Source organism: Asaia sp. BMEF1 (assembly GCF_051628905.1).
In the GTDB taxonomy this organism is placed as follows: Bacteria; Pseudomonadota; Alphaproteobacteria; order Acetobacterales; family Acetobacteraceae; genus Asaia.
Genome location: NZ_CP157575.1, coordinates 1417014 through 1430713, shown reverse-complemented (window position 1 = coordinate 1430713; position 13700 = coordinate 1417014). Strand labels below are relative to the sequence as shown.

Genomic DNA, 13700 nt, shown 5'->3' with positions numbered 1-13700 from the left:
GGAGCACGATTTGTCATGATGAGATCGCTGGATATTGCGAATACGGGCATGCAGGCCCAGACGACGAATGTCGAGACGATTTCCAATAATATCGCGAATATGACGACGACCGGTTACAAGCGTCGTCGTGCGGAGTTTCAGGATCTTATCTATCAGGATCTTCGTCGTGCCGGAACGATGAGTTCAGACACGGGCGATCTTGTGCCTGCGGGCGCGCAGGTGGGCCTTGGTGTGCGTACGGCAGGCATTTATCGAATTAACGAGCAGGGTACGCTCGAGCAGACAGGTAACTCGCTTGATCTGGCAATCGAGGGACGTGGCTATTTTCGTGTGACGCTTCCGTCAGGCGAATATGCCTATACGCGTGACGGAACATTCTCCCTTTCTCAGGATGGGACGATCGTGTCGGCAGACGGGTATCCGCTTTCGCCGAATATATCAGTGCCGAACAATGCTGAGAACATTACGATCGATCAGTCCGGTCAGGTCCAGTACACGCTCTCCGGTCAGACGACAGCTCAGGTTGCGGGTCAGCTACAGCTGTCAACTTTTCAAAATGAAAACGGTCTGGCTGCGATGGGGCAAAATCTTTTCACCGAGACGACCTCATCCGGCACCGCTAATCTCAGTACGCCCCAGAGCGAAGGCTACGGTTCTGTTCGTCAAGGGTTTGTTGAGGAATCTTCGGTAAACGTCGTTACCGAGATTACGGCGCTCATCACTGCTCAACGCGCCTATGAGATGAACAGCAAGGTGATTACAGCGTCGAACGAAATGCTCCAGACCCTTACAAACTTGCGGTAATGCTGTCATGCGCTGGCTCATTCTGAGTCTTTGCGGGGCGCTGTGCTTTGCAGCATCTGCGGGTAATGCGCGTGCTGCGACTTTGCGTCATGCCACAACCATTGCCTCTGACACTGTGCGACTCTCGGATATATTTGCCGGGCTGGAGCCGGGGCAGGACCGTATTCTGGGCCCAAGCCCCGCGCCGGGAGGGGCGATCGAGGTCAGCGGCCAGCAACTGATCGCAATTGCGGACCAATATGGCATAGAGTGGGAGGACCAGTCGGCATCTGCCTCCATGACGATTATGCGCGCGGGCCGAATACTGGACGAATCCTATTTCAACGCTTTAATCCGTAAAAACCTGCCTGAACTCGGAGATGGTCCGATTTCAATCACCCTGCGCGATTTCCATCCATTGACCGTATCCACTGACGAGGCCGATCCCGTTGTGCTCTCGGACGTTAAGTGGGATCAAAGAAGCGGCTGGTTTTCGTCGACTGTTTACAGGGCGCATCCGACCGGTGATCTCGCTTCCGATTCCTTTATGCTGACGGGACTCATCCATGCGACTCAGCGCGTGCTCGTTTATACGCGTTCTTTGCCTGCGGGAACGGTGATCTCGGCTTCTGACGTCAGACTGGACGAGTCCTACTCAGGGCATCTCCCGTCGAAAGCCGTCTCGAATGAATCCGAAATCGAGGGACTTAGTATAAGCCGGGGTGTCGTCTCTGGCGCTGCCGTAATCGCTCAGGATCTTCAGCGTACAATGGTGATGCACAAGGGAGATCCTGTTTTGATTACGTTTGCGTCACCTGGGTTGCGTCTGTCGATAGCAGGGAGGGCCATGGAAGATGCCGGAGCCAGACAGCAGGTGCGTGTATTGAACGAGTCAAGCGGCATGATCGTTAGCGGCCGTGTCGTTGACGGGTCTAACATCGAAGTTGAGCTCAGCAGCCATCCAGTGCCGTCCGACCCCAACACGGCGCGGCGTCTCGCGATGTCCAGTCGGAATAATCTGCCATGAGATGCGACCATCTCAGATCGAGGGAAAAGACCGTGAGACGCTTCACCGGGATCGCGTGTCTTTTTCTCTCGATAGCGCTGAGCGCCTGCACATCTCTCGCCGATCTGACAGAAATGGGGCATCCACCCCGCATGACTCAGACATCCGATCCAACCCAGGCACCGGATTATCGTCCCATAACGATGCCTATGCCTCCATTGCAGCCACCGCCCACTGAAGTTGGTAGCCTCTGGCGTTCCGGTAGCCGAGCGTTTTTCAAGGACCAGCGCGCGTCACAGGTCGGCGATCTCATCACGATCAATGTCAATATTTCCGATAATGCAGCCGTAAATGATAATACGACTGTTGCAGGAAGCGGATCGCAGACTTTCGGCATTCCGAGCTTTTTCGGAGCCCAGGGCAAGGTGCTTTCAAGCTCGAGTGCGCTCGATACGAGTAGTGCAAGCGCTAATACGGGGGCCGGGATTATACGAAGAAACGAGATCGTTACGCTTGCTTTGGCGGGTACGATCACCCAGGTTTTGCCCAACGGCAATTTTGTTATTGTCGCGAGGCAGGAAGTGCGCGTCAATGGGGAGTTGCGCCAGCTTATGGTCAGCGGTGTTGTGCGCCCGCAAGATATTACCGAAGGTAATATCGTCACGCATGATCGTATTGCGGAGGCGCGTATCTCTTACGGCGGCCGTGGCCAGTTGACCAAGGCACAGACCGCGCGCTATGGCCAGCAGATCATGGACGGCGTGCTGCCATTCTGAGTACGATATTTTTATACTACTTAAGATCTGTTTCTTATTTCTGTCTGCTTTGGAAATCCGGCCTATACCTGCGATTGATTTCCTCATCTCCAAAGTTCAGGAGACGATGGCCCAAGACCTGTTGGTCTTGGGTCTGAGCTGTGTCACGGCGTCATTGGCGCGATTGGTGAATGGATCAGGCATGACGTAATGGCTTTGTCCACACCGCCGGTCAGGTTTCAGAGTGCCAAGCTGTAGATGCCGCGATTCAATGATCCGCTCTAAATCCCATAATAATGCAACCAGATCGGGAAGACGAACGAAAGTATTTTTCATGAGATCTGAAAAATAGATGGGGATGCGACTTGTTTCATTAAAAAAGTCTGTAATATTCATAGGGAGACGAAGTAGGCGCGGTATAAGCTACGAACCGGCGTCAAGTAGATCTTCAATCGCCTCAAACTGATGCCCCCCCCGCCGAAGACAAGACCGTTATGTCTTTCAGAAGCTGACTCAATCTCGCAACCATACGGCTTTGGATCGGATATCTTGCCAGCCTGGTCCGGCGCTTCATCGGTTTCGTATAGATTTCCAGGCTCGTAACCCGGGAAAAGCGCCCAGCCATTGAGGGGCGGCGAGCGGAAAACCCCGAGCTTGGATAGCGATGTGGTCGAAAATGATCACTATGAGAGAGAGAATTCACCGGCAGGAATTTTCTCTTAATGATTGGTGCATAGGGTCGGGCCGAACTCTGGAATCCCAGATCGAGGGAGGTATTATGGCAACAAAAATAATAGTCGTTTTGACGATTTTCGGGATTGCCGAAACAGTTATTTCGCATGGTTTAACGTTGATAAATGATTGGCTATCAGAACAGGGTTTAGGATCCAGCGATTTTGTGTCTTTACCTGCAATATGTGACCTCGGCGCCGAGGTGGCTGCATTTTGCGTTTCTTCTACGCTTATGGTCTATGTGGTGGCACGCGTGGTTCGAAATATTTCTGACCGACCGCACGAGGCACCTTCAGAGTAGACTTTTGAAGCTTTTGCGAAGCCAAGAAGTGTTATCAGCAAGATGTAAATAAAGAAAATTAAAGCACAAAAAATATTCGTCGGGGAATTAATATCGTTATATTGTAAAAATACAATAAAAATATTTTACGGACCATTATTTTTATTGAAAATATATTATGCCGTATACCCCAATAAAAATTGGACCGTCATGTGCTGATTTTTTGTAACTATCCGTTTTGAGCTTGTGCGGAGAGGATTTTTTAATTTTTGTGCCGGAATATTTGGGGACACCTTGAGATAAGGCTCTCCCTTCCATGTTCAGTGTTCTCCGTTTCAAGACAAAGATCGCACTCGTTGCGATAACATTAACACTGGTTACCTTCGTGGGCGCAGCTTTTCTGGTGCAAAACCAGATGGCAACAGATTTCCGTTATCGCGCCTTTATCAATACGGATGATCGCGGCACAATTTTGCTGGCTCGTATCACCGATAAGCTCAACGCGCTTCTCTTTGCGACCCATCTCATAACCGACCAGGCGCAAAGTCCTTTTGTTGGAGAGGTGATTACGCGCTTTCAAAAGGACATCAGGGGAACGCGTGACCTGTTCGCCGAGGCAGTGAGGACCGACCCAAGGCTCGAGGCGACTTTTGCGCCTATGATGGGTCGCTACGACTCCTTTGAGCAGCAGCTCAATGCGATTCTGACTGCTCAGGCCAAGGGCGATGTGGCGCGAATGCGCACGATCATGCAGGCGTCTGACCAGGAAGGTGTGCATCTTGCTATCGATATTGGGGCGATTACCGGACAACGTATTGTTCACGTCGAGGCAGCTTCGCGCACATTGGCTGAAGCGGCACGAGCTTCCATTCGAAACTGTGTGATCGGTCTGGTCGTCGTTCAGATCCTGATTCTGGTAGCGACCCTGATCATGAGCCAGAGAACAATCGTCGACCCTCTGCTTTTGGTTCGTGACCGTATGCTTGGCGTTGCCGACGGAAAACTCGAGGGATCTATTCCTTGCGTTGATCGAGGCGACGAAGTGGGCGACATGGCCAAGGCGCTCGGCACCATGCAAACCGGATTGCAGAAGGCGAAGCTTCAAGAGGCAGAACAGGCAGCGGATCGCGAGATTGTCGCTCGGGAACGTGCCGAAAATGCAGAGCGTGTGGCGCGAGAACTTGAGGAAGAGTCCAGAGCGGTCGAGGCAATACGCAGGGGGCTGGCAGCGGCTTCGGAAGGGAATCTGGTTTATCGTATAGACGCTCAGCTTCCACAGCGCTTGCAGGTTATGAAGACCGACTTCAACGATTCTTTCGAACGTCTGAACCAAACTTTCGCTGTGATACAACAGAGTGTTATGGCGATTGGTTCGGGCACCGGAGAGATCTCTGTTGCTTCCAATGACATGTCGCGCCGCACGGAGCAGCAGGCTGCGAGCATTGAAGAGTCTTCGGCAGCCATCGAGCGTGTTGTTAGCATGCTGCGTGACGCAGCAGATAGCGCCCGAAAGGCGGCGACCGTCACAGATGAGACCCGTTCAGGTGCCGAAAAATCCGGTTCCATGGTGCACAACGCCGTTAACGCTATGAGTCAGATTGAAAGCAGCTTTTCCCAGATCAGCCAGGTAATCGGCCTGATCGATGAAATCGCTTTTCAGACCAATCTTTTGGCGCTCAATGCGGGAATTGAAGCTGCTCGTGCTGGTGACGCTGGGAGAGGCTTTGCTGTCGTGGCGACCGAAGTCCGCACGTTGGCCCAGCGTTCGACTGAGGGCGCGCGCCGGGTCAAAGAGATGGTCTCCAGTTCGAGTGATTATGTCTCGGATGGGGTCAGGCTGGTACGAGAAGCCGGTGGCGCTCTTGGTATTATTCTCAAACAGGTCTCCGAAATCGATAAGCTCGTTGCCGAGATTGCTCATTCAGCGACCGGACAGTTTTCCGCGATGCAGGAAATCAATCTTGCTGTGGGCGAAATGACCAAGTCGACACAGCAAAATGCCGCGATGGTCGAAGAGAATACCGCGGCAATCGCCTCTCTCGACAAAGCGGCCTCGGTTCTGAGAGAACGTGTCGCGCTTTTCAAGCTCGAGCATTGAGAGACGGTTTGAGGATGTGCTTGGCGGCCTGGTTGGGGCGTGATTCAAGCTCTCGATGTGGACGCCAGGGCAGAGGGGCCGAGTGGTCGGGGTCTCCTAAGAGACGAAGCACTACCCAACGGATCTGACCTACGCCGAGCGGGAACGGGTGCGGCCGTTCCTTCCGCCGGTGGCGAAACGCGGTGGCAAGCCCACGGCGGAGATGTGCACGTGGCTGGCCGTTATCCCCGGTCTGAGTAACGCATCTGTGAGGCTCTTTGCGACATGAAGCGAGACCAAGACCCTGCTTCGGGTATGGACTTTCTGAACGACGCGAACCCTCGGTCTCATCACAAGGCGGCGGGAGCCACCAAAAACGGTGGGGCTGAGATAGCCGAGGCGACTTTCCGGTGCTCGGCGGCTTTCTTAGCAATTTTTTCCTAGTCGCCGACGGGCGGGGAAAATCCCTTTCTTTCTCCTTGATGCCGGTCGGGGCCCAGATACTTCCCGACATCTCGCCGTCTGCTCGACGCCATATTGTCTGCAATCGGAACGACGTCTGTCATAGATTTGCAAAGGAATCTGGGATCTAGGTTTGCGACCGTTTATTACACCATAGTGGATGGGGATCGGCTGCCTGCAGGAAATGCGCCTGAGGGCGCTCTCATCACGTCAAAATCTGTGGGTGCGTCTCAGAGAAGAAAGAGCGGGCTCCGTACGGTACGAAAAACGGCAATCTTGTTCACGCCGGCGATCAGCATCGTCGCTGCCGCAGATCATGCCAAGTTCTCACAGGGTCTGGACGCCGCAAGCCAATGCCAGGTCCGTCTTGAGCCAGATTCCCCCCTCCCGATATGACCAAATATTTAATGCCGTTATGCATCGGGACGCTTGAGGCATTAAGATCGCAATCATAGTATATTTGATGTCAATGGTCGTATTTTACCGTTCTCATGTAATATAACTGTCATAAAATCAAAGGTTTTTCCACTATGTCAGAAGTCGCCTTTGAAGCGCCTCTCCAGGATTTTGACGTGGGTGCGCATAATGATCTCCCAAGAATTATGGGCGATATCGTGGAGGTTATTCCGCAACTCCTGCCGAGCGAGCCTGGTGCCAGCGTCCATGATATTTTTACTGGTGAAGCGAACATCATGATGATTGCGATCGTGGATGAGGACCGACATCCCGTCGGGCTGATTGATCGACAGTTTTTCTTCGGCCTCATGGCGGGTCGGTTCGGGCGTGCGCTTTATATCGGGCGTCCCGTCCGGCTTCTTGTAAAACAGGCACCGATCGTCGTTTCCGATACTCTCCCAATTGCCGATTTTACGCAGGATCTTTTGCGCAAGGACGCAAATGATCTTTATCGGGGCTTTATGATCGCACGCGACGGGCGATATGTCGGAGCTGCGTCTACCTTGTCGCTGGTGCGTGCCACGCGATTGCAGAGTGTGGCGGCGGCCAAGCAATCTCAGCGGATGACGAATGATCTGCGTAACGTTATTTCAGAAATATCAACCAATGTCGAAGCGGTTTGCAAGGTCTCAGCGCTGATCAGGGAGGGTAGTATTGCTTTATCCAGCCGCACGCAGGCCCAGACACAAGACATCGTTCATGCCGCGGGAAGTGTCGAGGAAATAAACAATGCGGTTTGTGATACAGCCAGCAACGTTGAAGAAGCGCGTGATCTTGTCGCTGAAGTGAATGACGACGCAAATAACTTCCGTATCGTTGTTAAAAATACCGTAGAAGCCATTTCTGGTATTGTCTCAAGTTATCATGAAATGGTCCAAAGTCTCGGTGTTATCCAGGATATCAGCCTTCAGACAAGGCTTCTCTCTTTCAATGCGGCTGTTGAAGCCGCTCACGCGGGTCAGGAGGGGAAGGGTTTCGGGGTGGTTGCAGACGAGATACGCTCGTTAGCTGTGCGCTCTTCGGATGCTGCCAAGATCATCGGCAATCTGGTGGCCGAGTCCAGTATCTCCATGCAGCGCGGCGTGCAGTTGGTCGGGGATGTCGAGGGTGGGCTAGAGAAAATAGCCAACCAGGTTGGTGCTGTGGATACGCTAATAGAAAAGATTTATTCGACCACAAAAAAGCAGGTCGAGCATATCGATGATATCAACCGGACGATCTCGTCTATCAACAAAGTCGCTGGTGATAATATGGTCATGACCGACGACGTGAATACGACCTGCTACGAGCTGGATACTAAAATCCTGTCGCTGGACGAGTTTGTTAAGGTCTATGATCGAGAAGGCCGAGTTGACTGAATGGTGCACGGGAACCGTGGACTAGGTACGGTTTCGCCTCATCGCCCCTATTCATGAGATAAAGATATAAGTGCAAGCTCGATCCGATCTCTAATGGTGATTGATCGATCCTCCTATGATGCGGCAACGGGCCTAATCCGCCTATGAAGTCGCAATTTTGGGGAGCGCGCTGCAATGAAAAGAGAAGTAATCGTCGTGATCGGCGCCGGGGGTATTGGTCAGGCCATTGCGCGACGTCAGGGGATCGGCAAGACCGTTCTTCTTGCTGATCACAACCAGCAGACGCTGGACGCCGCTGCGGAAACCCTTCGAGCGGCCAGCTATAGGGTCGAGACGCGCCATGTCGATGTCGGGTCGCGCGCCTCGGTTCATGCTCTCGCCGAGGCGGCTTCTGCTCTTGGGCCGGTCCTGCAATTGATCAATACGGCCGGTGTGTCTCCCAATATGGCCTCGGTCGAGACGATTCTTGAGATCGATCTGTATGGCTCGGCGGTCGTGTTCGAGATTTTTCGCCATGTCATTGCATGGGGCGGCTCGGGTCTTATTGTCTCGAGCATGGCCGGTCACATGATGAGGCCCTTGCCGGAAGAGGATGAGCGTCAACTCGCCATGTCGCCGGCAGACGCGTTGCTTGCGCTTCCCTGTCTGCAGAAAGCCGCTATTGCCGATCCGATGATGGCCTATATGGTTTCCAAGCGAGCCAACATTCTGCGCGTGCAGGCAGAGGCGGTTCAATGGGGCGCGCGCGGTGCACGTGTGAATGCCATCAGTCCGGGTATTATTGTGACACCTTTGGCGGCGCATGAACTCGCCTCGCCCACTGGCGATATCTATCGCGCCATGGTCGCTGCGTCTCCCTCGGGGCGCATGGCGCCACCGGATGAAATCGCCGTAGCAGCCAGCTTTCTTCTGGGGCCGGATGCGGGGTTCATTACTGGCAGCGACCTCCTGATCGATGGCGGGGTCATCGCTGCGATGCGCGCGGGCAAGCTGCCATCTCCCGGCTGATCCCGAGGCGAAGGAGGGTAACGGCGAGGTAACACTTCATCGCTGCCCGTCATGACCGCTAGGTGTGGGGCTCGAATAGGCGGTAGGATAGCGCCGCCGCCTTCATGGAGTTGTGTTTCAGACTGGTGGCGTGTCGCTATCGAGAGAGTGAAGCATTGTCACAGCCCCCCTCTGCACCGACCGCCGAAAGCGCCCTTTCTGCGAGGCGTGTCCTCTTTGCAGAGGACGACCGGGCACTCAGTGCCTATGCAAGCGAGGCGATGGCAGGCTGGGGGTTGCAGGTAACCTGTGCTGAAGAGGGGCTTGCAGGCAAGGCGCTGGCGCTTGAGGGCGGGTGGGATTGCATTGTTCTCGATCGACGCCTACCCGGAATTGACGGTCTTTCCATTCTGAAAGAGATCAGGCTCTCGGGGATCGATTGTCCGATTCTGTTTCTCACCACCATGGATGGTGTGAGAGACAGGGTTGAGGGGCTGCGCAGCGGTGCCGATGACTATCTGGTCAAGCCCTTCGCCTTGCCCGAACTCAAAGCGCGCATCGAGACCCTGCTGCGTCGGGCGGAACAGCCGCTCAATACGGCCAGGCTCGTTTTTGCCGATCTTGAGCTGGATCTTGTCAGGCGCGAGGTCTTCCGTCGCGGTGTGAAGCTCTACATCCAGTCACAGGAATTGCGGCTTCTGGAGTACTTCATGCGGTATCCGCTGATCATCATTTCCCGTGCCATGCTGTTGCAGCAGGTGTGGGGAATCGATTTTCCGGTACACACCAATCTCGTAGAGACCCATATCAGTCGACTGCGTGAACGTTTGGGGCGCGACGCGCCTGCGCTGCTCCATACGGTCAAGGGGCAGGGCTATGTTCTGCGCAGTCATGGCTGAACCCCGACAGGCCGAACCGGCGCAAAGGCCGCTTTCGGTTCTTAAAAGCTCATCCTTTCGTATCATCGCCTCCTTCGCCGGGTGCCTCGTGATTTGTGGACTGGCCGGAGTCATCTGGTCGGGGACGCGCGGTATCAGCCAGCTCGAGCGGCAGATGCGTGAGACGGTCATGAACGAGCGCAATGAGGCGCTGGCCGACGCCAAACATCAGGATGTGCCGCATCTGGCGCCAGTGATGCGCGAATTCGTGCAGAGCGAGCCCGGGTTCTATTACCTTTTGCAGGATGCGAAACAGGCTGTGGTGGTGGGCAACATGTTCCATCTGCGGCCACGCCCGGGGTGGCGTATGCTCTCCTGGACCCATCGCACTTCGCCTCCCGATTACCGCCCTGTGCTTGGCTACGGCACCGTGCTTGATGATGGCGGCTATCTGTTCGTTGGTATGGGCGGGACACCGCTCCAGACCCTGCGCCACGGTTTTTTCATGACGCTGCTCTGGTGTGCCACCGGGTTTCTCATCATCGGCGTGGCGGGCGGTTTCGCGATGAGCCGGTTATTGCTGCGACGGATCGACCTGATCAGCCATACCGCCCGCGAGATCATGCAGGGCGATCTTTCGCGTCGGCTTCCGCTGACTGAGATGGATGACGAATTCAATCACCTGTCCTCAAGCCTCAATGCGATGCTTGACCGCAACGAGGTGCTTCTGGCGCGCGTCAGGCAGGTGACGGACGATATCGCTCATGACATGCGCCGCCCTCTGGCGCATCTGGGGCGCCATCTCGACGTGGCGCAGGCAGCGGTAACAGCGCCGGAAGCCGCGGCAGGACTCGATCAGGCTCGCGCCAGCCTCAATGAGGCTCTGGAGATTTTCGCCTCGCTGCTCAAACTGGCGCAGCTTGAAGCCTACCGGCAGATCCCGGATGTTCAGCCGGTCGATCTGGAGCAGGTTCTGTACATGCTCGCCGCGCTCTATGGCCCGACGATAGAGCAGAACGGTCAGATCTGGCGCCATGTGGCCGCCGGTCGACCATTGGTCGTGCAGGGTAACAGGGTGCTACTGACGCAGATGGTCTCCAACCTGCTGGAAAACGCCATGCTTCACGCCCCTGAGGGTGCGAGCATTACGCTTTCATCTGTGCATGAAGGCGGTGAGGCTGTGATTTTCGTCGATGACACGGGGTCGGGCATTGCGCCGGACGATCGTGAGCGCGTCTTCGAAAAGATGCTGCGCCTCGATAGCAGTCGGCATTTGCCCGGCACCGGGATTGGCCTGAGCCTCGTGCGTGCCGTTGCCCAGCTCCATCACGGGAGGATCGAGCTGGGCGATAATGCGCCCGGACTGCGTTGTGTGCTTCGTCTGCCTTTGGGCGTTACATCTTGAGGGTAAGCTGGAAGGTCACGGCGCGACCGGCTGCGATACGCGAATAATTTACATAGACACGGTCGTAATAGCGTTTATTGGTCAGGTTCTGCAGATTGGCCTGCAAATCGAGCGTACGCGTGATCTGATAATCCGCCACCATGTCGAGCCGGACATAGCCAGGCACCCAGGTCTGGTTGTTCACGTTCGTGTAGCGCTTGCTCATATAGGTCAGGCCGCCACCTGCCTTGACGCGCGGCAGGATTTTGTAGGTGCTCCACAGCGCGATCGAGTTGCCCGGCGTATAGGGAAAGCGCTTGCCGACATTGGCCTTGGTCGGACCGCCATTGATGACGGTGCTGTCGAGATAGGTCCAGCCGCCGAACATCTCCCATTTCGGCGTGATGCTACCTGCAACGTTGATTTCCGCCCCACGAACGCGCTGCGTTCCAGCATTGATCTGGTTGCCATAGCCGTCCGACACCTGGGCATTGGTCATCTTGCCGTCGAAAAGTGAGCCAGTGATGGAAAAGCGTCCGTTGAACAGATCGGCCTTGGCACCGACTTCGATATTCTTGCCGTTCTGAGGGTTGAGTTTTGTATTCGCGGCCGAGAGCGCGATCTGTCCATCCGCGCCGGCATCGACGCCGACCGGATTGGACGCGGTGGCGTAGGAGAAATAGAGGCTGACGGGCTTGATCGGCTTATAGACTGCGCCCGCCTGGTAATTGATGAAGCTCTGGTTGTTGCTAAGCCCGACATTGCCCTGAACTGCAGAGGTCATGAAGCGGTCAAAACGCACGCCGCCATTGATTAGCAGATGATCGCGCAACATGCTCATCGTGTCGAACGCATAGGCCGAGCCTGTGGTGACATTGGTATTGAGCGGCGCAATACCCGGCTCCCCCAGCGTATAGGAGCCAAGCCAGGGGTTATGGGCGCTCCAGCTGCCGAGATTGGTGGCCGAGATGCAGTTATAGGCAACGGTGCAGGGACCGCCATTACGCAGATTATGGCCCCCTGAATCGACCACGTAATATTCGTTGCGTGTCAGGCGCTCGCGTGAGACTTCGATGCCTGTATTGATCGCGTGATGGATCGGCCCCGTGTTGAACGTCCCCGAGACCATCGCCTGTTCCTGGAAATTATCCGTATGGAACTTGCCCGATTTGGCTTCGAGCAGGATGGTCTGATTGTTGACGGCCGTACTCTGCCATTGGGGATTGGTGGCGATATAGTCGTATTGCGTGCTGGTCCATTGCAGCGTGTTCCTGAACATGAAGTCCTTGAACAGGTCGCGCTCAAGAATGATCTGGCCGAGATCGGTGGTGCTGCGCTCGAAATCGCGGTCTTCCAGGCCGAGCACAGTGCTGCGGGGAATTTTCAGCGGCTCATGCGTGACCTTGCTGTAGGGCGCCGAATAATCGGGCATATCGAAAGAATAGAGATGGTAATAGCCAAGCGTCAGACGCGTCTTCGTGCCCAGACCGAAAGCCAGTGAGGGGGAGACCCCCCATTTGTGGCCCCCAATCGGCGCACGGCCCGCGGTGTCACCATCCGCGCCCATCGCGTTGAGGCGAAACGCCGTCGACGAGCCGATCTGGCGGTTGATATCGATCGTGCCGCGCTTGTAGGCGGCAGTGCCGAAACCGATCTGGCCGGATGTCAGATTGCCGAGCTGGGCTTTCTTGCTGGTGATGTTGATCTGCCCACCAAGGCCGCCGCGACCGCCATAGACCGAGCCCGGCCCCTTGAGCACTTCCATCTCTTCGACGTCGAAGACTTCGCGCTGGCTCACACCGCTATCGCGAAGCCCGTCGATGAACATATTGCTGTAGGAGCCGAAGCCGCGAATGACGGGATAATTGCCGCCCGGAATGGCATAGGCATCACCGCCGCGAAAGCTGACACCGGGCACGGTACGCATGGCGTCTTCGAACGAGGTCGCATTGACCAGCTTCATCTGCTCTTTCGTCACCACCGAGACGGAGCGGGGCGTGTCGAGAAGAGAGGCGGTGAATTTGCGGTTCGGTGACAGCCCGGTGAGAAGGGGGTGCGATTTGCCGATGACCGTCAGATCTTCGTGCCCGGCCTTTTCCTTGCCAGTAGCATAATTGGCTGCCTGCGCTTTTTGCTCTGTTCCCGAGGTTTTCTTCGTCGGTTGCGTGGCCGGTTGTTTTGCTTTTGTGTCGATCTCAGCTGTAGCCGCGAGAGCAGGCGTGGAGAGCGCCGTACCGATCAGGCAAAGCGCGCCAAAAGAGCGCACCGTGAGGGAGAGGGGATTGGAGAGAAACGACATGGCAACCTTCGAAGTGAGAACGCGTCGCAGTTGCTATGTGTCTTTTTCTTTCCGGGCAAACGAATAGGGGTAAGATTGGGAAAGCTTAATTTAAACTGTCCTGAGAGACAGATTTTTGGCCAATCTTCCCCGATCGTGCAAAGCTTTTGACGCTAGGGTCGTCCATGTCCATGAGCAACACATGCCATGGCTCAGGGCTGTCACCAGTGGAGAGCTGGATTCTGCGCCACAGAAGTTCCCGGC

Annotated in this window: 9 protein-coding genes; 8 read left to right on the top strand and 1 reads right to left on the bottom strand. The window is 55.4% G+C overall.

Features of this window, described 5'->3' with window-relative positions; translation table 11 throughout:
- The first annotated feature begins 18 nt into the window (after window positions 1–18).
- The 8 genes from flgG to ABHV46_RS06090 all read left to right on the top strand — a co-directional run bounded on the left by flgG (window position 19) and on the right by ABHV46_RS06090 (window position 11179).
- Window positions 19–804 carry a flagellar basal-body rod protein FlgG gene (flgG, locus tag ABHV46_RS06125; RefSeq protein WP_336946439.1) on the top strand — a complete coding sequence of 262 codons (786 nt, stop codon included), beginning with the start codon at window positions 19–21 and terminating at the stop codon, window positions 802–804.
- A 7-nt stretch (window positions 805–811) separates the two neighbouring features.
- Complete coding sequence (gene flgA, locus ABHV46_RS06120) at window positions 812–1810, top strand: flagellar basal body P-ring formation chaperone FlgA (RefSeq protein WP_438383686.1); 999 nt, start codon at window positions 812–814, stop codon at window positions 1808–1810.
- 113 nt (window positions 1811–1923) lie between these two features.
- Window positions 1924–2565, top strand: a complete 642-nt coding sequence (gene flgH, locus ABHV46_RS06115) for a flagellar basal body L-ring protein FlgH (protein WP_438384284.1) — start codon at window positions 1924–1926, stop codon at window positions 2563–2565.
- Between the two features lie 1307 nt (window positions 2566–3872).
- Window positions 3873–5654 carry a methyl-accepting chemotaxis protein gene (locus ABHV46_RS06110; RefSeq protein WP_438383684.1) on the top strand — a complete coding sequence of 594 codons (1782 nt, stop codon included), beginning with the start codon at window positions 3873–3875 and terminating at the stop codon, window positions 5652–5654.
- Window positions 5655–6625: 971 nt separating this feature from the next.
- Window positions 6626–7909 carry a methyl-accepting chemotaxis protein gene (locus tag ABHV46_RS06105; protein WP_438383682.1) on the top strand — a complete coding sequence of 428 codons (1284 nt, stop codon included), beginning with the start codon at window positions 6626–6628 and terminating at the stop codon, window positions 7907–7909.
- 174 nt (window positions 7910–8083) lie between these two features.
- Complete coding sequence (locus ABHV46_RS06100) at window positions 8084–8917, top strand: SDR family oxidoreductase (protein ID WP_438383680.1); 834 nt, start codon at window positions 8084–8086, stop codon at window positions 8915–8917.
- Between the two features lie 155 nt (window positions 8918–9072).
- Window positions 9073–9795, top strand: a complete 723-nt coding sequence (locus ABHV46_RS06095) for a response regulator transcription factor (protein ID WP_438383678.1) — start codon at window positions 9073–9075, stop codon at window positions 9793–9795.
- Window positions 9788–11179, top strand: a complete 1392-nt coding sequence (locus ABHV46_RS06090) for a sensor histidine kinase (protein ID WP_438383675.1) — start codon at window positions 9788–9790, stop codon at window positions 11177–11179. The genes ABHV46_RS06095 and ABHV46_RS06090 overlap by 8 nt, the downstream gene beginning before the upstream one ends.
- Here the strand turns inward: ABHV46_RS06090 and ABHV46_RS06085 are convergent.
- Entirely contained in the window at window positions 11169–13457 is a 2289-nt protein-coding gene (locus ABHV46_RS06085) for a TonB-dependent receptor (RefSeq protein WP_438383671.1), read from the bottom strand. The two genes, ABHV46_RS06090 and ABHV46_RS06085, sit on opposite strands and share 11 nt — an antisense overlap.
- Window positions 13458–13700 lie beyond the last annotated feature (243 nt).